The organism is Streptomyces sp. NPDC001828, from assembly GCF_042892175.1.
In the GTDB taxonomy this organism is placed as follows: domain Bacteria; phylum Actinomycetota; class Actinomycetes; order Streptomycetales; family Streptomycetaceae; genus Streptomyces.
In genome coordinates, this window is the sequence record NZ_JBIATV010000001.1 from 930,954 (window position 1) to 952,237 (window position 21,284).

The 21,284-nt window shown below is 70.5% G+C and carries 16 protein-coding genes and 1 pseudogene; 6 read left to right on the top strand and 11 right to left on the bottom strand.

Annotated features, from left to right (window positions below; translation table 11 throughout):
- Positions 1–5: 5 nt before the first annotated feature.
- The 5 genes from ACFYZA_RS04325 to ACFYZA_RS04345 all read right to left on the bottom strand — a co-directional run bounded on the left by ACFYZA_RS04325 (position 6) and on the right by ACFYZA_RS04345 (position 8,384).
- Positions 6–1,322 carry an ABC transporter substrate-binding protein gene (locus ACFYZA_RS04325; RefSeq protein ID WP_382596851.1) on the bottom strand — a complete coding sequence of 439 codons (1,317 nt, stop codon included), beginning with the start codon at positions 1,320–1,322 and terminating at the stop codon, positions 6–8.
- A gap of 464 nt (positions 1,323–1,786) precedes the next feature.
- Complete coding sequence (locus ACFYZA_RS04330) at positions 1,787–2,827, bottom strand: LacI family DNA-binding transcriptional regulator (RefSeq protein WP_388487065.1); 1,041 nt, start codon at positions 2,825–2,827, stop codon at positions 1,787–1,789.
- 98 nt (positions 2,828–2,925) lie between these two features.
- Entirely contained in the window at positions 2,926–5,367 is a 2,442-nt protein-coding gene (locus ACFYZA_RS04335) for a glycoside hydrolase family 3 C-terminal domain-containing protein (RefSeq protein WP_388487067.1), read from the bottom strand.
- Between the two features lie 46 nt (positions 5,368–5,413).
- Positions 5,414–7,168, bottom strand: coding sequence for a discoidin domain-containing protein (locus ACFYZA_RS04340; protein ID WP_388487070.1), 1,755 nt, complete (start codon positions 7,166–7,168; stop codon positions 5,414–5,416).
- A gap of 94 nt (positions 7,169–7,262) precedes the next feature.
- Positions 7,263–8,384 carry a DUF1996 domain-containing protein gene (locus tag ACFYZA_RS04345; RefSeq protein WP_382596859.1) on the bottom strand — a complete coding sequence of 374 codons (1,122 nt, stop codon included), beginning with the start codon at positions 8,382–8,384 and terminating at the stop codon, positions 7,263–7,265.
- Positions 8,385–8,762: 378 nt separating this feature from the next.
- Here ACFYZA_RS04345 and ACFYZA_RS04350 point away from each other — a divergent pair, with 378 nt between their 5' ends.
- Complete coding sequence (locus ACFYZA_RS04350; protein ID WP_388487073.1) at positions 8,763–10,568, top strand: coagulation factor 5/8 type domain-containing protein; 1,806 nt, start codon at positions 8,763–8,765, stop codon at positions 10,566–10,568.
- 64 nt (positions 10,569–10,632) lie between these two features.
- Here the strand turns inward: ACFYZA_RS04350 and surE are convergent, their stop codons facing one another.
- The 3 genes from surE to ACFYZA_RS04365 all read right to left on the bottom strand — a co-directional run bounded on the left by surE (position 10,633) and on the right by ACFYZA_RS04365 (position 14,247).
- The gene (gene surE / locus ACFYZA_RS04355) at positions 10,633–11,538 is read right to left on the bottom strand and encodes a 5'/3'-nucleotidase SurE (protein ID WP_388487076.1); all 906 of its coding nucleotides are present in this window, start codon (positions 11,536–11,538) and stop codon (positions 10,633–10,635) included.
- Between the two features lie 307 nt (positions 11,539–11,845).
- A complete protein-coding gene (locus ACFYZA_RS04360) occupies positions 11,846–12,946 on the bottom strand; it encodes an FAD-dependent oxidoreductase (protein WP_388487078.1) in 1,101 nt (366 codons plus the stop codon).
- A 35-nt stretch (positions 12,947–12,981) separates the two neighbouring features.
- Positions 12,982–14,247 (bottom strand): MFS transporter, encoded by a 1,266-nt coding sequence (locus ACFYZA_RS04365; RefSeq protein WP_388487081.1) that lies wholly within the window; start codon positions 14,245–14,247, stop codon positions 12,982–12,984.
- Positions 14,248–14,346: 99 nt separating this feature from the next.
- On the opposite strand from ACFYZA_RS04365, the gene ACFYZA_RS04370 reads away from it, so the two are divergent.
- Positions 14,347–15,018, top strand: coding sequence for a TetR/AcrR family transcriptional regulator (locus ACFYZA_RS04370; RefSeq protein ID WP_388487083.1), 672 nt, complete (start codon positions 14,347–14,349; stop codon positions 15,016–15,018).
- 73 nt (positions 15,019–15,091) lie between these two features.
- On the top strand, positions 15,092–15,733 hold the full coding sequence (locus ACFYZA_RS04375) for a CatB-related O-acetyltransferase (protein ID WP_388487085.1): 642 nt from the start codon (positions 15,092–15,094) through the stop codon (positions 15,731–15,733).
- A 48-nt stretch (positions 15,734–15,781) separates the two neighbouring features.
- Here the strand turns inward: ACFYZA_RS04375 and ACFYZA_RS04380 are convergent.
- Positions 15,782–16,009, bottom strand: a pseudogene (locus ACFYZA_RS04380) (cytochrome P450); the annotation flags it as partial.
- Positions 16,010–16,119: 110 nt separating this feature from the next.
- On the opposite strand from ACFYZA_RS04380, the gene ACFYZA_RS04385 reads away from it, so the two are divergent.
- Complete coding sequence (locus ACFYZA_RS04385) at positions 16,120–16,674, top strand: PadR family transcriptional regulator (RefSeq protein WP_388487087.1); 555 nt, start codon at positions 16,120–16,122, stop codon at positions 16,672–16,674.
- A 117-nt stretch (positions 16,675–16,791) separates the two neighbouring features.
- On the top strand, positions 16,792–18,516 hold the full coding sequence (locus ACFYZA_RS04390; RefSeq protein ID WP_388487987.1) for an acyl-CoA dehydrogenase family protein: 1,725 nt from the start codon (positions 16,792–16,794) through the stop codon (positions 18,514–18,516).
- Between the two features lie 49 nt (positions 18,517–18,565).
- Here ACFYZA_RS04390 and ACFYZA_RS04395 read toward each other — a convergent pair whose 3' ends face one another.
- On the bottom strand, positions 18,566–19,702 hold the full coding sequence (locus ACFYZA_RS04395) for an FAD-dependent monooxygenase (RefSeq protein ID WP_382596877.1): 1,137 nt from the start codon (positions 19,700–19,702) through the stop codon (positions 18,566–18,568).
- A 155-nt stretch (positions 19,703–19,857) separates the two neighbouring features.
- Positions 19,858–20,709, bottom strand: coding sequence for a LysR family transcriptional regulator (locus tag ACFYZA_RS04400; protein WP_388487090.1), 852 nt, complete (start codon positions 20,707–20,709; stop codon positions 19,858–19,860).
- 80 nt (positions 20,710–20,789) lie between these two features.
- Here ACFYZA_RS04400 and ACFYZA_RS04405 point away from each other — a divergent pair, with 80 nt between their 5' ends.
- The gene (locus tag ACFYZA_RS04405; protein WP_382596881.1) at positions 20,790–21,284 is read left to right on the top strand and encodes a cupin domain-containing protein; all 495 of its coding nucleotides are present in this window, start codon (positions 20,790–20,792) and stop codon (positions 21,282–21,284) included.

Below are 21,284 nucleotides of genomic sequence, written 5' to 3' on the forward strand. Positions count from 1 at the left end.
GGTCCTCACTTCGCGGGCATCTGCTGCTGGGCCTTTTGCAGCTTGGCCTTCACCGATTCGGTGGTCACCGCGCGACCGGCCGCCGCGTCGGCGAAGAGGTCCTTCACCGCGGTGCCGACGGCGGTCTCGAACTGCGACTCGTCGGGTACCTGCGGCAGCGCCTGCGCACTGCCGGCCAGGGTCTGCCGGAGCACCGCCGTGGCCTGGGAGTTGAACGCCGGGTCCGACTGCGCCGCCTTGACCGGCGGGATGGATCCGTAGGCGGTGTTGAGGAGCTTCTGCTCCTCGTCACTGGTCATGAACTTCACGAACTGCGCGGCGCCGTCGAGGTTGTGGGTGTTCTTGAAGACGGCCATGTTGATGCCGGCGACCATCGAGTTGGTCTGTGCTCCGGTCCCGGGCGCTCCGGACTGGACGGGGGCTGCGGTCACGCCCCACTCGGAGTCCTTCATGCCCAGGGACTCGAAGGTGGCCGAGGCGGTCTGCCACAGCACCATCGCCGTCTTGCCCTTGGCGAAGTCGCTCAGCGACTGGTTCTGGGCGTACTCGGCGTTGCTCTGGTTGACGATCTTGTCCTTGGCCATCAGGTCGACGTACTGCTTGACCGCGGCGACCGCGCCGTCACTGGTGAAGCTGGGCTTGCCGTCCGCGGTGAAGAATTCGGCGCCGTGCTGCTTGGCGAGCACGAAGACCTGGTGGATGTTGTTCGACAGGTTGGAGCCTTCGGCGCCGAGCCCGTTCCTGCCCTTCGCCTCGAGCTTCTTCCCGTCGGCGACCAGCTCGTCCCAGGTGGCCGGCGGCTTGGCGATGCCCGCCTCGGCGAAGGCCTGCTTGTTGTAGTAGAGCGCGTACGACATCGAGTACAGCGGCACCGCGGCCGGGTCCTTGCCCACGACTCCGGTCGAGCCGAGTGCCGAGTCGACGAACCGGTCCTTTCCGCCGATCTTCGAGAAGTTGGCGGCGTCCCACGGCAGCAGCGCGCCGGTCGCCTGCAAGGAGGCGCTCCAGGAGTTGCCGATGTTCAGCACGTCCGGGCCCTGGCCCGAAGTGGCGGCGGTGAGAATCCGGTTCAGCAGGTCCGCCCAGGGCACGACCTCCAGCTTCACCTTGATGCCCGTCTGCTTCTCGAACTTGTCGAGCTCGGGCCGGAGGACCTTCTCGTCCACCGAGATGCTGGCGCCCTGGTTGGAGGCCCAGTAAGTGAGCGTCTTGGGCGAGTCGTTGGACCCGCCGCCGGAGGCGGAGCCTCCGCCGCAGGCCGTGGCCGCGAGGGCGAGTGACAGGGTGGCGGCGCCGATGGCCGCGGCTCTGATGTTGCGCATGGCCCCTGGTGTCCCTTCCCGGGAGTCGAAAACCGTGAGGGCGCCTTCGGAGACGCCTGCAAGGCGTTCGACTCCTGAAGGTCCGCATGGCTTAATTTAAGACGTGAGTTAAGCGGCGCCGGAAGTGAGGCGTCAAGATGTAAAGCAGGGTGTCTCACCCAACGAACTCGTAGAGCGGGCCGGTCACATCGCCATATGCGGCGCCCGTACGGCCTGTCACCTGCGGCGCCGCGATCGAGGCGGGCTTTGCAACGGTTGTATCTCGGTGGGGTGTTGAGCCCCGGAGGTGCACTTGATGGGTTCAGGGCCCGCTCGGCACGGGCCGGGATGACACCCGCGCTGATACACCGTCAAACATGCTGAAGTGAGGGAGAGTTGCAGTCTCACGAGGCCATCGGTGTGCCGGGGAGGTGAGTGGTCGGGCCGCCGCCCCACCCCTGGCCGTGCCGCCACCACACCCCTGGCTACGCCGTCTCGCGGACCACCAGTTCGGGGTCGAAGACCACCGACGTGGGGTCGGTGCGCTCGCCGCGGATGTGCTGGTCGAGGAGGCGGGCCATCTCCGCCGCCATCTGCTCGACCGGCTGGCGGACCGTGGTCAGCGGGGGGCGGCACGACAGGGCGATGCCGGAGTCGTCGAACCCGATCACCGCGACGTCGTCGGGGACACGTCGTCCACGCTCGCGCAGGAGCTGACAGACGCCCTGGGCCATGAGGTCGTTGGCCGCGAACACGCCGTCCACATCGGGGTGTTCGGCAAGCAGCCGCGACATGGCGGCGATACCGCTGTCCAGTGTGAAGCCGCCCTCGGCGACCGGCACATACGGATGGCCGCCCCGCGCCATCGTGTCGCGGAAGCCGGCCAGCCGTTCCTGGCTCGCCGATACGGCCAGCGGGCCCGCCACGGTCGCCGGTCGGCGGGATCCGCGCTCCAACAGGCGCTGCGCCGCGAGCCGCCCGCCATCGCGGTGGTCCAGGTCCACGTAGCTCAGCGGCACCGGGGGTGTCGGCCGTGCGAACAGCACCGTGGGCAGGCGCGCCGCGGCGAGCAACGTGGGCAGGGGGTCGTCGGGGTGCGTCGAGACGACCAGCGCGCCATCGGCGCGGCCCTGCCGCAGATAGGTGAGCACCTCGTGCCGGTCGTCGGCCGACTCGGCGAACATGAGGACCGGGTGCATCGAGCGCGGCCGCAGGAAGCCGACGACACCCGCGACCACCCTGCCGAAGAACGGGTCGGCGAAGACCCGGGCGGCGAAGGCCTCCTGGCTCTCCTCGGGGCCGCCGCCCGCGCCGGACACCACCAGGGCGATGGTCTCCGCGCGCCGGGTCACCAGGGACCTGGCCGCCCGGTTGGGGGCGTAACCGGTCCGCTCGATCGCGCGCTGTACCTGTTCCTGGATCGCCGGGTCCACATTGCGGACGCCGTTGACGACCCGGGACACGGTCGCCCGGGAGACGCCCGCCTCGCGGGCCACGTCCTCCAGCGTGGGGGCCTGCCTGCTCATCCCCGCACCTTAACCGCATGCCGGTGACACCGTATAGAGCGCTCTCCCTCCTCCCTCGCGGCTGCCGTGCCCCGAGCTCCCTCGCAGGTGCGAGCGGCTCAGTCGGCTGCCGGCAGTTCCACTTCCAGGTCCAGTCGTACGTCCCCCGCCGAGCGGCCCGCGAGCACCCGGCAGGGCCCCGCTTCGGTACGCCACCCGCCCGCGTGCTCGTCCCAGTGCCGCAGCACTCGTGCCGGGACGCGGACCACTGCCGTCACCGTCTGCCCGGCACGCGCGTGCACGGCCGCGTAGCCCGCGAACCAACGCTCGGGATACTCCACCGACGAGCCGGGACGGGCCAGGTACACCTGGACCACCTCACGGCCCGCGCGGTCGCCGGTGTTGCGCACCCGGACGCGCACGGTGAACGACTCGCCCGCCGCCACCTGTGCGGGACCGGTCAGGTCCTCGTACTCCCAGGTCGTGAACCCCAGCCCGTGTCCGAACCAGTAGGCCGGTTCCCGGCCCGCCCGGAGCCAGCCACGGTGTCCGATGTGCAGGCCCTCGGTGTAAACGAGTCGCCCGCCGGAAGGGGCGGTGCTGGTGACGGGGGCGTCCGCGAGCGCGGCCGGCCACGTGGTGGGGAGCCGTCCGCCCGGCTCCCTGCGCCCGAACAGCACATCGGCGAGAGCCGCGCCGCCCTCCTGCCCGGGAAACCACGACAAGAGCAGCGCGCCGGCCTCGTGGCGCCAGGGCAGCTCCACCGGACCACCGCTGTTGACGATCACCACCGTGCGCGGGTTGGCGGCCGCCACCGCGCGGACCAGGGCGTCCTGGTCCGCGCCGAGGCGCAGGTGCACACGGTCGCGCCCCTCGCACTCGTCGTCCTCCGTCGTGCCGACGACCACGATCGCCACGTCCGACGCGCTGGCCGCCCGCGTGGCGGCGCCGAGCGCGGCCGCCGTGTCGGGGACGGGCGGCGCGGCGCTGACGACCACCGCGCGGCCGGTGTCCGGGGCGAGTTCGCGGCGCGCCACGAGAAGGGGCAGGGTGCCGGCGGTCAGCTCGGCGGTGACGGTGTGGACCGGAGGCGTGACATGGACGAGGGCCGGGTCGTCGGTCTCCCGGGGGAAGTCACCGGCCAGGAGCTCCCGTCCGTCCAGGCGCAGGCTCATCCGGCCGAATCCGGCGATGCCCAGCGTCCAGACACCCGATGCGCGGGGACGCAGCTGGGCCCTGATCTCTACCGTATGCGCGCCGTCGGGCAGGGGTGGCTCCAACTGCCTTGCGGTGGAGCGGTGTTCAGCGTGCAACTCGATTCCGTCGGCGTCCAGGACCCTCAGCAGCACCCCGGGGACTCCGGAGTCCGGATCGGTGGACAGGGCCTCGTCGAGCGCCGGCGGTGGCCCGCCGAGACCGGGGCCCGGCACATGCACCACCTTCGCCCGGCCGCGCAGCCGCGCCCGAACGCCGTCCAGGACACTCGCCTCCGCCTGGGGGAACACTCCGGCGCTGCCACCTCCCTGGGTGCGCGTGCGCGCGGCATGGGCGCCGATGACGGCCACCGTCGCCAGGCGCTCGGCATCCAGCGGCAGGACGTCGCGGTTGGCCAGCAGGACCGTCCCGGCGGCCGCCGCCCTGCGCACCAGGTCGCGCACCGCCGCCGGGCGCGGGCGTGGTCGGTTCGATGGGCGGCCGACCGGCCCCAACGCGCCCAGCCAGTCGGCCTGTTGGAGCAGATGGCGCACCTTGGCGTCCACGAGGTGCGGTGCCACCTCCCCCCTCTCCATCGCGCGCAGCAGCGCCTCGCCCCACGCGCCCTCCGGCCCCGGCATCACCAGATCGAGTCCGGCCCGCGCCGTCTCGCACGTGGTGCGCACCGCCCCCCAGTCCGAGACGACCAACCCGTCGAAGCCCCACTCGGTCCTGAGTGGCGTGCTGAGCAGTGAACTCGCCGTCGTGGTCGTGCCGTTGACGGCGTTGTAGCCCGCCATGACGACCCGGACGCCGGCCGCCACGGCCGCCTCGAACGGTGCGAGGTACACCTCGCGGAGCGCCCGCTCGCCGACCCGCACGTCCACGGTCAGCCGGTCCGTCTCGGAGTCGTTGGCCACGTAGTGCTTGGCCGCGGCGGCCACCCCCTGCGCCTGGATGCCGCGCACCAGGGCGGCCCCGATGCGGCCGGTCAGCTCGGGGTCCTCCGAGAAGCACTCGAAGTGCCGGCCGCCGAGCGGGCTGCGGTGCAGATTGAGGTTCGGCGCGAGGACCACGTGCACGCCCTTGCGCCGCGCCTCCAGGGCGAGGAGCGAGCCGAGCCGCTCGACCAGCGGCTCGTCCCACGTCGCGGCGAGCGCGGTGGCCGAGGGCAGCAGCACGGCGGTGTGCCGTTCGTCCCACGACGGGCCGCGCACCCCGGCCGGGCCATCCGACATCACCCACGGCCGCAGTTCCACGGCCGGCTCCGCCGCCGTGGCCCAGGTGTCGGCGCCGGTGAGCAGCCTGACCTTCGCCTCCGGTATGAGCTTGTCGATCAGCCGGTCCAGCTCGTCCTCGTCCCTCATGCCGCCCCCCTCGTCATCCGTCCCCGCTGTCGGAGGTGACGGATCGTCAGTTGTAGATGCCGAACTCGTACAGCGAATAGCCGTAGCCCGTGCCGCGCGCCGTGCCGTTGACGCGGACGTAGCGGCCGGTGCCCTGGAGGTCGAAGTCGTCCACGCCGCCGTTGCCGTCGGTCACCGTGCGCAGGGTCTGCCAGTTCTGGCCGTCGTCGGACGTCTGGATGGTGTAGGCCTTGGCGTACGAGGCCTCCCACAGCAGCTGCACGTGCTTGAACGACGTGCGGGTGCCGAGGTCGACCTGGAGCCACTGCGGATCGCTCCAGTCACTGGCCCAGCGCGTGGTGTTGTTGCCGTCCACCGCGTTCGCCGCAGTGCACGGGCAGTCGCCGTAACTCGCCTGGAACGACGAGGCGGTGGCGGGCTTGCCGCGCGCGATGTTCGTCCCGTTCACCACGGGCGGCACGACCTTGACGGAGCGCGTCTCGACACCGACGTTGCCGTGGCCGTCCGTCGCCTTGACGTACACCTTCCACACGCCCGGCCGGTCCGGTGCCGTGAACTTGAGCCGGCCACCGCCCAGGTTGGTGAACGGTACGGACACCAACTGCTTGCTCGCGTCTATGTAGTTGCTGTTGTCCAGGACCTCGTAGGTGATCGGATCACCGTTGGGGTCGGTGGCCCGGACGTCCAGCGTGACATCGCGGCCCGCCTGCACACTGCCCGCGCCACCCTCGACGTCCAGGGCGGAGATCACGGGGGGAGTGTTGTCGTGCGAGGTGTCCGCGCCGTAGGCACGCTTCACCACGTAGTACGAAAGGCGCTTCTGCCCGGCCGGCAGCAGGTTGAACCAGATGCCGCCGAAGTCGTACTCCGTGCCGTAGTGGAACATCGTCGCGCCGAGGGCCACGCCCTTGTGGCCGGTGATGCACCCCCACGCCTTGGTGTATCCGTCGGCCTTGGCCTGGTCGGTGGGTTCCTGCGGTACCCCGTTGGCGTCGTTGGGCACCTCCCACTCACCGGCGGGCCCGGTCTCGGTGACGATGTAGGGCTTGGTGTAACCGCCCTGCTGCCACGCGGACTTGACGTCACACACGGCGTTGTAGGAGTTGACCGCGTACAGATCGAGGTCGGGGGCGTTCTTCTTGAAGTACGGCCACGCGCCCACCCAGGCGTCCGTCGATGTCACCGGGTGGTTGGGGTCGATGCTGTGGATCTTCTTGGTGATGTCATTGACGAGCGTGGTGTAAGCGTTGCGCTGCTGCTCCAACTCGGTTCCGCTGTAACAGTTCTGGAGGCCCAGCACGGACTCGTTGCCGACGTCCCACATCAGGACCCCGGGGTTGTCCTTGTAGGTCTGGACCCACTTCGGGAACTCGTCGAGCACCTGGTTCTTGTACGCCGTGTCGGTGAGGTAGTTGACGCAGCCGCCCGATCCCGGACCCCCGCCCGGCTGGAGCCAGAACCCGGCGATGACCTTGATGCCGTGCGCCGCCGCCGAGTCGAAGAGGGGCTTGCTGGAGGCGTCGGTGCCCCAGGTGCGGATGGTGTTGACGCCCATGGACTGGAGGTCGGGCAGATACTTGTCGGCATCGGCGACGGAGGGGCCCCAGGTCAGGCCCTTGATCTGGTACGGGTGTCCGTCCACGGACAGCTGCCAGTTGCCCTGGGCGCCGGTCACCTTGACGACGCTTCCGGCGGCGTGAGCGGTCGTCGCGGGCAGGGCGGCGAGGGCGCCGGCGGTCAGGATTCCTGCGGCCAGGGGGGCCAGCAGACGGCGTGGGCGGGTGCGGGGTGGTCGGCTCATGTCGGGTCCTCTTCGGATGGGGGGAGTGGGTGCCGGCCCGGCCGCGGCGGGACGACTGGGCGGCCGGGCCGGCGTATGGGGAGGGCGAACCGCCTCAGGGAAGCCGGTAGTTCGCGTCCAGGGCCGCGCCCGCCTCGGGGTGGGTCTGGTCGTAGCCGCGCGCGTCGCACTGCAGGCCGCCGACGACGCAGTGGTTCACGAGCGCCTTGAGCGTGGCGTCGTCCCAGGCGTTGAAGAAGTCGTAGTGGAAGGAGTAGCTCGGTCCGCTCGCGAGCTTCGCCTGGGAGAGATCGCCGTTGACCGGGAACGCCATCTTGAACTCGATCATCGGCAGGGCGACGGGGTGGTCGGCCGGGCACATGTTGTCGTTGGTGCCGGGCTTCACCACGGGGTAGGCCATGTGGCTCTTGTGGTCGGGCGTGTCCAGGTACTTCCCGTCCCAGCAACTGGGCGCCTGGAAGCGGATGTTGAGCTGGACGTCGGCCCGGTTCGGGCAGTTGACCGGGAAGTTGACGTTGAAGAAGCTGTCACCGCACTCCCAGCCCTCGACGAAGCCGGGGTGGTGACGGAACTCGTCGGCCGACTGCATCGGGTTGGCCACCACGAACCGCAGTCCCTTGGGGAACGGCCGGACGCTGGTGTAGTCGGTGACACCGGCCTTGTAGTAGATCGTCTGAGGGCCGACCGGCAGGATCTTCTGGGTGCCGTTGAAGAGGGAGGGCATCCAGTAACCCGACTTGTCACCGGGCGCCTTGCAGGTCGTGGAGCCGGCGTCCAGTGAGGCCGTGGTGCTGTTCGCGTTCGTCGTGGTGTTGCCCATGAAGGTGTGGTCGTGGGACTTTCCCGGCTGCTGCGGGTAGACGATCGGGTCGTCCGGTGCGGTGTGGGTGACCGAACAGTTGGCCTGGAACTCGTGGAAGTAGCGGTGCGGTGGATCCTGTGTGGACGGCGATACGCCGGTGACCGGCGGGTTCGCCGGAATGTAGCCGTCTCCGTCCGGGTCGTCGGGCGAACTGGCGGTGGACGCGGGCATGCCCGCCATCCCCGCCATGCCGCTCATGTCATGACCCTGTTGAGCGGCCGTGACCGAGGAGGCGGCAGAGGAGCCGCCCGAAGGCGCGTCGACACTCGCGGCGACGCCGCCCAGGCCGAGCGTGGTCAGCAGGACCGCGCCGGCGATCAGCGTGCCGGAAAGGAGCTTCGATCTCCCTGGCATGGAGACCTCCTGAAGGTGGGGGATGGGGAGGCAGAGCGGGCCACCGGCTGCGCGAGTTCACCGGCCGGTCGCCGGGAGAGCGCTCTCCCGTCCTGGAGTCTCGGGGCGTCGGAGCGAAGGTGTCAAGGGATGCGGCAGGAGAAAGGGGAGCGGCGCTCGGTCTGCCGGGCGAACCCCATGGCCATGGGGACAAGGGCAGTTGGGGAACATCTGTCGTGCCGTCAGGTGGCCACCAGCCGGTTGACGACCTGTGAACGCGAACCCCGAGGATTTCTGCCAGAGCCCTTGACGTTGCCTTCAGCGGGATGAAGCATTCCCCGGCGAGAGAGCGCTCCCCCGCCCCCCTTCGTTCACCTCTTGAACCAGGAGAGTCGCCCCATGCCCCCAGTACCGCCCGAGTCCAGCGACCCCCGCCCGTCCACGGTCACGCGCCGCACCGTGCTCGGCGCCGTCGCCGCGACGGCCGCCTCGGCTCCCCTGCTGACCGGTCTGGCCGCTCCCGCTTCGGCGGCGCCCTCGGCCGTCCGGCCGCGCGCCCTGCCCGGCGGCGGAGACCTCGGCCCCAACGTGCTGGTCTTCGACCCGGGCACGTCCGGCATCCAGGCCAAGCTCGACCAGATCTTCCACCAGCAGGAGTCGGCCCAGTTCGGCACCGGGCGGTACGCCCTGCTCTTCAAGCCCGGGACCTACAGCGGTCTCAATGCCCAGATCGGCTTCTACACCTCGATCGCCGGGCTCGGACTCTCGCCGGACGACACCACCATCAACGGTGACGTCACGGTCGACGCGGGTTGGGCCAACGGCAACGCCACCCAGAACTTCTGGCGCTCCGCGGAGAACCTCGCTCTCGTCCCGGTCAACGGCACCGACCGCTGGGCCGTCGCCCAGGCCGCGCCCTTCCGCCGGATGCATGTGCGCGGCGGCCTCAACCTCGCACCGTCCGGCTACGGCTGGGCCAGCGGCGGCTACATCGCGGACAGCCGCGTCGACGGCCAGGTCGGACCGTACTCGCAGCAGCAGTGGTACACCCGGGACAGTGTGATCGGCGGCTGGGTCAACGCCGTGTGGAACATGGTGTTCTCCGGTGTCCAGGGCGCCCCCGCGCAGAGCTTCCCGAACCCGCCGTACACCACGCTCGACACCACACCGGTCTCGCGCGAGAAGCCCTTCCTGTATCTCAACGGCAGCGAGTTCCGCGTCTTCCTGCCGGAGAAGCGCACCAACGCACGCGGGGTCACCTGGGGGAACGGCACCCCGAGGGGTACCTCGCTCTCCCTCTCCCAGTTCTATGTGGCGAAGCCCGGAGTGAGCGCCGCCACCCTCAACCAGGCGCTCGCGCAAGGTCTCCACCTGCTGCTGACCCCGGGCATCTACCACGTCGACCAGCCGGTCCAGGTCAACCGGGCCAACACCGTGGTCCTGGGCCTCGGTTACGCGACGATCGTGCCGGACAACGGGGTGACCGCGGTGAAGGTCGCCGACGTGGACGGCGTACGTCTGGCCGGATTCCTCATCGACGCCGGGCCGGTCAACTCCGCCACGCTCCTTGAGGTCGGCCCCAGGGGCGCGTCGCAGGACCACTCGGCGAACCCCACCACCGTGCAGGACGTGTTCGTACGCATCGGCGGGGCCGGCGCGGGCAAGGCCACCACCAGCATGGTCATCAACAGCCGCAACACGATCGTCGACCACACCTGGGTCTGGCGCGCCGACCACGGCACGGGAGTCGGCTGGGACACCAACCGCGCGGACTACGGAGTCGTCGTCAACGGCGACGACGTGCTGTGCACCGGCCTGTTCGTGGAGCACTTCAACAAGTACGACGTCCAGTGGCTGGGCCAGCGCGGCCGCACCATCTTCTTCCAGAACGAGAAGGCCTACGACGCACCCAACCAGGCGGCCGTCCAGGACGGCAACGTCAAGGGTTATGCCGCCTACAAGGTGGGTGACAACGTCACCGCCCACGAGGCCTGGGGGCTCGGCAGTTACTGCAACTACACCGCCGACACGGGCATCGTGCAGCACCACGGCTTCGCCGCGCCGAACACCCCGGGGGTGAAGTTCCACGGCGTGCTCGTGGTCTCGCTCGGCGGCAACGGACAGTACGAACACGTCATCAACGAGGCCGGCGCCCCGACGTCGGGCACGTCGACGACGCCGTCCACGGTGGTGTCGTACCCCTGAGTCCCTGAGCCCCTGAGCCCGGTCCTTTGCCCGCGCGGGACAAGGGACCGGGCGGGCGTGCGGCCTAGGGGCGCAGCCCGGCGAGGAGCGCCGTCATTCCGGTCAACCGGTCAGCTCCCGCATCCCAGTTGGGGGTGATCGGCGCGATGGACACCTTGCCCGCGGCGACCGCCTCCGCGTCGCTTCCCCTTTGCACGGGCCGCGGAACCTCGTCGATGCGCACCTTCCAGGTGCCGTCGCCCGCGTCGGTGTACCGCGGCTGGAGGAGGAGCTGCGGATCCTGGTGGGTGAGGGCGGTGCCGCGTGCGGTGCCGGTGCCGTCCGGGCCCACGACGGGATGGTTCACATTGAGGCCCAGGCCGGGCGGCAGCAGCCGCCCGTGCTTCGCCCGGGAGCGCAGCCGGTCGATGAGCCCGACCGCGAAATCGGCGGTGGGGCGCATGGCGTTCAGGACGAGCCGCGGCACCTCGGCCGTGAGCCCGCCGGTGCTCACCGCGATCGCCGGCACCCCGCTCTCCAGGGCCGCGATGGCGCCACCGACCGTGCCGGAGTGAGTGGCCAGGGCGGCCACATTGGGCCCGAAGTTGGTTCCCGAGACCACCAGGTCGGGGGCCCGGTCGGCGAACACCTCGGCCAGCCCGAAGGCCACCGCGTCGCCCGGTGTTCCGCCCACCGCCCACACCCGCGGCGCGGGGTGCTCGACCGCGACGGAGGCGCTGCTCAGCATCTTCGTCCCGGTACCGCTCTGGTTGGTGAGCGGGGCGACGACGGTGACGTCGTACCCGGCGGACGTCAGTCGCTGGAACAGGAGCCGGATGCCGGGGGCGTCGTAGCCGTCGTCATTGGTGAGCAGGATCCGCAGCGGCGCGGAGGGGACGTCGTGCTGGGTGGCGCCGGCGGGCACCGCACCGGCGAGTACGGATGTGCACAGCAGCAGGGTCGCCAAAGACAGGACGCGCGTGCGTCGCATGGTGGGTGCTCCTTCGAACGTGCGGGAGGTGAAGGGGAGGCGGGGCTGAGGTCCCGGCGCTTGCGAGACCCGCGGAGCGCGCCCGTCAGGGTGTGAGGGATGGCGCGAAAGTGGTGGTGACACGTGTCAATTTCGGTGAGGACTGTCTAGCACCCGGGGAGTCGCCGTGGATAGACGTGTGCGTCATTCGGGACGGGGTCATTGCGCTCCGGCTCTTGAAGCCACGGCCCTGCGGTGGGGTGGGGTGCCCGGCCGCACCCGGTCGAACAGACGGGGTGTCGGGCGTGGGCGGGCCCCTACCCGCGCCTCACTGCTCCAGGGCGCGTGCCGACTGTTCGGCCGCGACCGCCCCGCGCGGCTGCATGATCTCCTCGTAGTGGGCGACGGCCCGGCCGAGGGGGACGCCGGCGGTGACCGCGTCAGCGATGGCGCCGGCGAGGTCGGCCGCGTCGATCAGGGCGAGGTTGGCGCCCTGCCCGGCGGGCGGCATGAGGTGGGCGGCGTCGCCGAGGAGCGTGACGGCGGGGTTGTGCTTCCAGGTGTGGGGATACGGCAGCCGGTGGACGGGGCGGTTGATGAACGGGCCCTTCGCTTCGCGGATCGCGCGCAGCAGATCGTCGTGCCAGCCGGCGAACAGCTTCAGGAAGTGGGTACGCGCGGCGGCGCTGTCCGACAGATCCACCGAGGCGCGTTCGGCCCAGTCCTGCGGGCCCTTGAGTCCGATGTAGACGCGGATGCCGTCCCCGTTGCGCTGGCCGATGAGCACGTGCTCGGTGTCGCTGCGGTCGACGGCGATCATCATGCCGCGGCCGATCGTCCGGGAGAGTTCGGGGTGGTGCTCCTCCACGTCGGTGAAGCACATCTCGACGAGGGTGTTGCCGGTGTAGAAGGGGCGGGTGTCACAGACGGCGGGCCGGACCCTGGACCACGCGCCGTCGGCGCCGACGACCAGATCGAACTCTTCGACGGTGCCTGTGCCGAGGGTGACACGGGCCGGCCCGTCGAGGGTCGGTGTCACCGCGCGGACCGGTGTTCCCCAGCGGACCTCGCCCTCGCCGAGAGCGGACAGGAGTATGCCCCGCAGCGCCGTGCGGTCGATCTCGGGACGGGACGACGACGAGGGGGACTCCTCCCGGTGCACCAGGCGCCCGGTGTGGTCGTACTCGCGCACTTCCTGATCCTCGGGGCGGGCCAGTGACATGAAGGCGTCGTGGAGGCCCGCCGTGCGCAGGGCGGCCTGGCCGGTGTCTTCGTGGAGGTCGAGGCTGCCGCCCTGGTCGCGATGGTCGGGCCCGGGATCGCCTTCGAAGACCGTGGTGTCGATCCCGTACCGGTGCAGGGCGGTTGCACACAGCAGGCCGCCGAGTCCGGCGCCGACGACGGCGATGCGGGGGTGGTCGTTCGTCATGGTGGAGTCCCTTCGGAGGGGGAGGCGGGGGAGGTTCAGGGCGTGGGAGCGGTGGATTCCCGGGCGGGGGCGGCCACCGCGCGCACGAGGAGTACGGCCGCGGCGACGATCATGACGAAGCCGAGGGCGTACGGAGTGGCGTGACCGGTGCTCGCGTACAGCCATCCGGCGAGCAGCGGCGCCGTCATCTGTATCGCCGAGCCGATGGAGGAGATGCCGCCGGCCAGCCAGCCCTGCTCGTCCGCCGCCACGGCGTTGGACATCAGACCGTCCAGTGCCGCGGTCATCGCTCCCTGCCCGGAGGCGAACAACAGGGCTGTCACGGCGAGGAGTTGGGGCATGTCGAGGGAGAAGGCGACCAGTGCCATGCCGCCGCAGCCCACTGCCTGGGCGACGATGCCCGCGATGACGACCCCGCGCTCCCCGATGCGGGGCAGGAGCAGGGCGAGCAGCCCGCCCTGGACGGCTATGTCGAGGATCCCGGCGACCGAGAGCAGCAGGCCGACCTGCGTGGGCCCCCATCCCACGGCGTCCTTGCCCAGCACGGACAGGTTGTTGGCGTAGAAGTAGAACGGGATGCTGACGAGGGTGAACCCGGTGAGCAGCACTCGTAGTTCGGGGCGTGCGAAGGCGTCCCGCAGGACCTTGAACGGGTGGAGGTCCTCCAGTTTCAGCCTCGCCGTGCGGTTTCGCGGTGCGAGGCTCTCCGGGAGGGCGAAGACCGATACGAGCCCCACCAGGGCGGCGGTCACGGCGGTGGCGTAGACCGGGGCGTCGAGGCTCACCTTGGACAGGAAGCCTCCGATGGCGGGTCCGACCATCATGCCGACGCCGGTCAGCGCACCGAGCAGCCCGTACCGCTTGGTGCGGTCCTTCGCGGGGGTGATGTCGGCGACGTAGGCGAAGATCGCCGGCATGTCTCCGGAGGACAGCCCCTGGAGCGCGCGGGCCGCGACGAGCACCCACAGCGCGCCGCCGACGCCGAACATCGCGTACGCGGCCGCGGCGCCGAAAGCGCTGATGATCAGGACCGGGCGGCGGCCGATCCGGTCGGACAGGCCGCCGAGCAGCGGCGCGACCAGGAACGCGCACAGGGCGCTGACCGATTCGAGGACGCCGACCCACAGGGCGAGCGAGCCGCCGTCGACGTACTCGAGCGTGACGAACGGCAGAACCGGAAACACCACGGTCATCCCGATCGCGTTCAGCAGGGTCAGACACACGATGACGAGCCAGGCCCGCCGGGGCGCCGACGGGCCTTCCACCGGTGCGGACCCGGAGTCGGTGGTTGATGTGTTCACGGCTTCCTCCAGCCAGCGTGGGAACGCCGCATCACAGCGGCCGTCGGAACGGCACTGTAATCAGAACCGTTCCGACTTTACAACTGCTATGGTTATCCCATGGTGGCGAACGGGACGGCGAACGAGCAGCTCGGACGGCGTGAGCGGAAGAAGGCGCAGACGCGCAGGACGATCGCGGAGACGGCGCTGAGGCTGTTCCTCGAGCGTGGATACGACGCCGTCGGCGTGCGCGAGGTGGCGCAGGAAGCGGACGTGGCGACCGCCACGCTGTTCGCGCACTTCCCCTCCAAGGAGGCCCTGGTCTTCGATCAGGACGACGAGCAGGAGGAGGCGCTCCTCGACGTCGTGCGCCGACGCCCCCAGGACGTCTCCACCCCCGAGGCCCTGCGACGCTGGTTCCACGGGATGGCCGAGACGGCCAGGAGCGAACCGGACCTCGACCGCTTCCACCGGCTCATCGAGAGCACCCCGGCCCTGCGGGACTACTCGGCGAAGATGTGGCTGCGTCACGAAGAGGCGCTGGCGGACGCCATCGCCACCGACGTGGGACTCTCCGCCCCCGACACCGCCTCGCGCCTCGTGGCCCGTACGGCTCTCGGGGTGATCCCGTCGATCACCTCACTGGACGAGGCGGCCCAAGTTATCGACGAGACCTTCGACTTCGTGGAGGCCGGCTGGGCCGCCACCGCCACGCGAGGACGCGGCCGTGCCGAGGCGGGGAGCCGTCGGCGTAGTCCCGGCGAAAGGGAGTTGGAGCGAGGCGCCGAGTAATCGCTTTCCCGGAGGGGCGGGCGCGGGGATCATGAGGCGGATGCCGGCGCGCCACGCGAAAGGAACCGCTTCCATGCCAGTACCCGCCGACCCGACCGTCCTCCATCCGATGCCCGGGCAGCCGAGGGTGGTGCTGCTCAGGCCGCTCGTGAAGTCCCCGCTGATCGAGGTCGGCGAGTACTCCTACTACGACGACCCGGATGACGCGACCGCCTTCGAGACGCGCAACGTCCTCTATCACTACGGGCCGGAGAAGCTGGTCATCGGAAGGTTCTGTGCGCTCGGCACCGGAGTGCGGTTCATCATGAACGGGGCCAACCACCGCATGGACGGGCCCTCGACGTTCCCCTTCCCGACCATGGGCGGCTCGTGGTCCGACCACTTCGACCTGCTCACCGGCCTGCCCAACCGGGGAGACACCGTCGTCGGCCACGACGTCTGGTTCGGGCACGGCACCACCGTGATGCCCGGAGTGCGCATCGGGAACGGCGCGGTCATCGCCTCGGGCGCCGTGGTCACCTCCGACGTCCCCGACTACGGGATCGTCGGCGGAAACCCGGCCCGCCTCATCCGCACCCGCTACAGCGAACCGGAGATCGCCCGGCTGCTGGCCGTGGCGTGGTGGGACTGGCCGGCGGAGCTCATCACCGAGCACGTGCGGACGATCATGTCGGGCGGCATCGACGATCTCGAATCCGTCGCCCGGCGCCGCTGAGCGCGCGGGCGGCCCGGGGCTCCCGCGCCTGCGCCTCCGGCGGTCCGGTCAGTCCCGGGGGCTCACCGTCATACGGATGTCGTCCGCCGCCCACAGCACGAACCGTTCGATCGGGATCACCTCGTGCCCCGGCACCGGCCGGAACCGGAAGCGCTTGAGGAGTACGGCCAGAACCAACTGGGCCTCGAACGTGGCGAGTTGAGCGCCCTCGCAACGGCGGGGACCGAGTCCGAAGGGGATGTGGGCGAGCCGCGGCCGCTTCGCCGCCGCGCTGGGTGCGACAGCCAACGTGAACGAGACAGCCGGCACAAGGGCGCCGGGTGAGCCGTGTCTCACCTGGCCGGTGCGGCTTGTCTATGCAACGAGTTGCATAGAAGGATTCGGGTATGGCGCTTGAGCACGCGATTCTCGTCTCGCTGTTGGAGAAGCCGGGCTCCGGTTATGAGTTGGCCCGGCGCTTCGACCGGTCCATCGGCTACTTCTGGGCAGCCACCCACCAGCAGATCTACCGCATCCTCAAGCGCATGGAGGGCGACGGGTGGATCGATGTCCGTGAGGTGGCGCAGCACAGCCGGCCGAACAAGAAGGAGTACTCCGTCGCCGCCCCCGGCCGGGCCGCCCTCTCGCAGTGGCTGCACGAGCCGATCGAACCCGAGAGCGTCCGGCACGAGCTCGCGGTGAAGATCCGTGGCGCGGCCTTCGACGACCCCTCGGCCCTGCTCCGCGAGGTCGAGCGCCACCGCCGGGCACACGCCGAACGGCTCGCGCACTATCTCGCGGGGGAGCTGCGCGACTTCACAGGACCCGAGGCCCCCACGCCCGACGCGGGCCGCGAGCTCCAGCACGTGGTGCTGCGCGGCGGCATCGCGTACGAGCGGATGACGCTCGCCTGGCTCGACGACGTGATCGCCACTCTCCACCGGCTCGGCGCCGAGGACTGACCCCGCCGCTGAACCGACACCGGGTGCGGACGCCCGCACCCCCGCCCCGGTGCCCCACGCCACCGAAGACTTCCGTCCACCCCTCAGCAACTCCCCGAGCCGGAAAGGCGAATGACCATGGCCGACGCGCTGCTGTTCAACCCGCACACGTATGACCCGACGCACTTCGACCCCGAGACGCGCAGGCTGCTGCGCGCGACCGTCGACTGGTTCGAGCAGCGCGGCAAGCGCCGTCTCATCGAGGACTACCGCACGCGCGCCTGGCTGGCGGACTTCCTCGCGTTCTCCGCGAAGGAAGGCCTCTTCGCCACCTTCCTCACCCCGGCGTCCGCCGCCGGGGAGGACGAGGGGGACAAGCGCTGGGACACCGCCCGGATCGCCGCCCTCAACGAGATCTTCGGCTTCTACGGCCTGGACTACTGGTACGCGTGGCAGGTGACCATCCTGGGCCTCGGTCCCGTCTGGCAGAGCGACAACGCCGAGGCCCGCACCCGCGCGGCCGAACTCCTCGCCCAGGGCGAGGTGTTCGCGTTCGGCCTGTCCGAGAAGACGCACGGCGCGGACATCTACTCTACCGACATGCTCCTCGAACCGGACGGCGACGGCGGCTTCCGGGCCACCGGCGGCAAGTACTACATCGGCAACGGCAACGCCGCCGGCCTCGTCTCCGTGTTCGGCCGCCGCACCGACGTCGAAGGACCCGACGGTTACGTCTTCTTCGCCGCCGACAGCCGCCACGAGGCGTACCACCTGGTGAAGAACGTCGTCGACTCCTCCAAGTACGTCAGCGAGTTCCGCCTCGAGAACTACCCGGTCCGCGCCGAGGACGTCCTCCACTCCGGCCGGGCCGCCTTCGACGCCGCCCTCAACACGGTGAACGTCGGCAAGTTCAACCTGTGCACCGCCTCGATCGGCATCTGCGAACACGCGATGTACGAGGCCGTCACCCATGCGCAGAACCGCGTTCTGTACGGCCGTCCCGTCACTGCTTTCCCGCATGTGCGGCGGGAGTTGACCGACGCGTACGTCCGCCTCGTGGGCATGAAGCTGTTCAGCGACCGTGCCGTCGACTACTTCCGTTCCGCGGGGCCCGACGACCGGCGCTACCTCCTCTTCAACCCGATGACGAAGATGAAGGTGACCACGGAGGGCGAGAAGGTCATCGACCTGATGTGGGACGTGATCGCGGCCAAGGGCTTCGAGAAGGACACGTACTTCGCCCAGGCCGCCGTCGAGATCCGCGGCCTGCCCAAGCTGGAGGGCACGGTCCACGTCAACCTCGCCCTGATCCTCAAGTTCATGCGCAACCACCTGCTGAACCCGGCCGACTACGCGCCCGTTCCGACGCGCCTCGACGCGGCCGACGACGCCTTCCTCTTCCAGCAGGGGCCCGCCCGCGGCCTGGGATCCGTACGCTTCCACGACTGGCGCACCGCCTACGACGCGTTCGCCGAGCTGCCCAACGTCGCCCGCTTCCGCGAACAGGCCGACGCCCTCTGCGAGTTCGTGACCACCGCCGCCCCCGACGAGGAGCAGAGCCGCGACCTCGACCTGCTGCTCGCCGTCGGCCAGCTCTTCGCGCTGGTCGTCCACGGACAGCTGATCCTGGAGCAGGCCCGTCCGACGGACCTGGACGCGGATGTGCTCGACGAGCTCTTCGCCGTCCTCGTACGCGACTTCTCCGCGCACGCCGTCGAACTGCACGGCAAGGACTCCGCCACGCCCGAACAGCAGGCCTGGGCCCTGGGCGCGGTCCGTCGCCCGGTCGTCGACGAGGCGCGCTCGGCGCGGGTCTGGGAGCGCGTCGAGGCGCTGTCCGGCAGCTACGAGATGGCTCCCTGACCGACGCCGTCGTCCGCCGGGCGGCGGCCCTCGCCGCCCGGCCGGCACATCAGCCGACGTGGGGATAGTCCCGCAGGGTGATCGAGTTGGCGGCGCGGGCCAGCGCGTCGGGCGGCGTCCTGCTGTTGTCCGACGCCCGGTCCTGGGCGAGCCTTTGGTTGTTCCGGACGTAGTCCCGCATCAGGTGCTCGTACTGGGTGAAGCCGGCGCGGTGGTCGTGGCGGTGGGCCGCGAGTTCACCGGCGAGTACGTACGCGCCGACCATCGCGATGCTGGTGCCCTGTCCGGACCGGGGCGAGGCGCAGTACCCCGCGTCACCGACGAGCCCCACCCGGCCGCTCGACCAGCGGTCGAGGTGGACCTGGCTCATCGAGTCGAAGTAGAAGTCCGGCGCCTGCCACATGCTGTCCAGCAGCCGTGGCGTCTCCCACCCGGACCCGGCGAACCGCTCGGCGAGGATGGTCCGTTGCCGATCGACATCGCGGTGGTCGTAGTCGAGTTCCGGGGAACCGAAGAGCAGCATCGCCCGCGCCTCGGTGTTGTGGCGCGCGCTGTACACGCCGACCAGCGCGTCCTCGGTGGTGTGGTACATCTGCCAGTGGTCGAGGCCGAGGAAGTTCTCCACGCTGAAGATGGCGAGGTAGCTGCCGAGGAAGCGGAGGAACCGCGACTCCGGTCCGAAGGCCAGCCGCCGCACATGGGAGTGCAGGCCGTCCGCGCCGATCACGAGGTCGAAGCCGCGCGGACGCTCGTGCCGGAAGCGGACCTCGACGGTGTCGTCACTCTGCTCGATGGAGGTGATGACATCGCCGAACAGGTACTCCGTGCCGTAGCGGCTCGCGTCGAACAGCAGCGTCGTCAGGTCGTCCCGCATGATCTCGACGTCGTCGTTGTCTATCAGGCCGCCGGTCAGGGTGGCCTCGGTCGACCGGGACAGCTCCTCGCCCCGGGCGTCCACGAAGGACATGCCCCGCATGTCGGTGGTGCCCGCCCGGACCTTGTCGAGCAACCCCATCCGCTCCACGACGCCTAACGCCGAGCCCCGGATGTCAATGGCCTGCCCACCCCTGCGCAGCCCGGGCGCCCGCTCCACGACGGTGGGACGGAATCCGGCCCGCTGCAACCAGTGGGCGAGCGTCAGCCCCGCCACGCTCGCTCCGGATATGAGTACGTTCATGCTGCGCATGGCTCTGTCCATTCTGCCGATCCGGATCACGTCGACCGAGCGCCGGTGCCCGCGGGCTCGTCGACTCCGAGTCTTGGCACGGGGGTGTCACGACGGCAATGCACAGATCGGCAAGCAATCGTTGCGTTCCGGGCAAAGTCCGCGGGGCGGCGCGGTCAGGCCGCGTACACGGCGGCCGCGGTCCGCGCGAACGAGTGGATGAGCGGGGTCGCCCCGCTCTCGCGCCATGCCACCACCAGGGGGCTCGGCGGCATGTCGGTCAAGGGGACCACGGCCAGGCCCTCGCCGGGAGCGTGGTCCAGGAGCGTCAGGCCGACCGTGCCGTTCCAGAGCACGGCTTGGCGGCACTCCTGAACGGCACGCACGACGGGGCCCTCGCGGGACTCCCCGCCGCCCCAGTAGGCCTGCCAGAGGTGGTCGGTCCCTTCCGGGAAGACGAACCAGCGTCGGTCGGCCAAGTCCCCCAATCGCAGGCTGACTTGACGGGCCAGCGGGTCGTCGCGGCGCAGCAGTGCGCCGACCGGATCGGCGCCGAGTCCGTGGACGGTCAGGCCGGTCTCGTCGAACGGCCCCCGGGTCAGGGCGACATCGACCGCTCCCGCGTGCAGGCCGCAGGTAGGATCGCTCAAGTCGGCCTCGCGGACGCGGACTTCGACCTGCGGGTGCCGTCGGCGATAGGCGTCGGCCAGCCGAAGGGCGCGCGGATCGCCGCTCTCGCCCAGGATGCCGACGGTCAGGACCGCGGGTCCGGCTGCCTCGGACACACGTCCCCGTACCCGGTCGGCCCGGAGGAGCAGGGCGCGTGCCTCGTCGAGCAGCACCGCACCGGCCGGGGTGAGCGAGACCCCGTTCGGGGAGCGGTCGAGCAGGCGGGCACCGAGGTCCGTCTCCAGCTGCTTGACCGCCCGGCTCAGTGGCGGCTGACTGATGTGCAGGCGCCGAGCGGCCCGGCCGAAATGGAGTTCCTCGGCGACCGCCACGAAATAGCGCAGCGTACGTAGCTCCATGCTGCGACGATACCCGTCCGGTATCGGCCTCACGAGACGGGTCTTGGACAGTCGGGAGGGCCCCGCGGTGGAATCGAGTCATGACCGAGGAACCGAAGAACAGTGAGCCGGCCGCCGAGCCCGCCGTGTCGGTGGTCGGCCCGGGCGACGGTGAGACGATCGTCCTGGGCACCACGCGACTGCGCCTCCTGGAAGACGGCAGCAACACCGGACACCGCCTGGGCATCGCCGAGTCCGTGCTCGCCCCGCACACCCCCGGACCGCCGCAGCACCGGCACGCCCAGCACGACGAGGGCTTCTACGTCATCTCCGGCACGGTGCGCTTCACCGTCGGAGACCGCGACCACGACGCCCCCGCGGGCACCCTCGTCATGGTCCCGCCCGGAGCCCCGCACACCTTCGCCAACGTGACCGCCGAACCGGCCGTCATGCTCAGCACGTTCACCCCGGACCTCTACGTCCAGTACTTCCGGGACCTCCAGGACATGATCGCCGGCGGCCGGCCGATGACACCCGAGGCGACGGTCCGGACGATGCGCCGGTACGCCACCGAGCCCGCCGTCGACCCGGCCTGA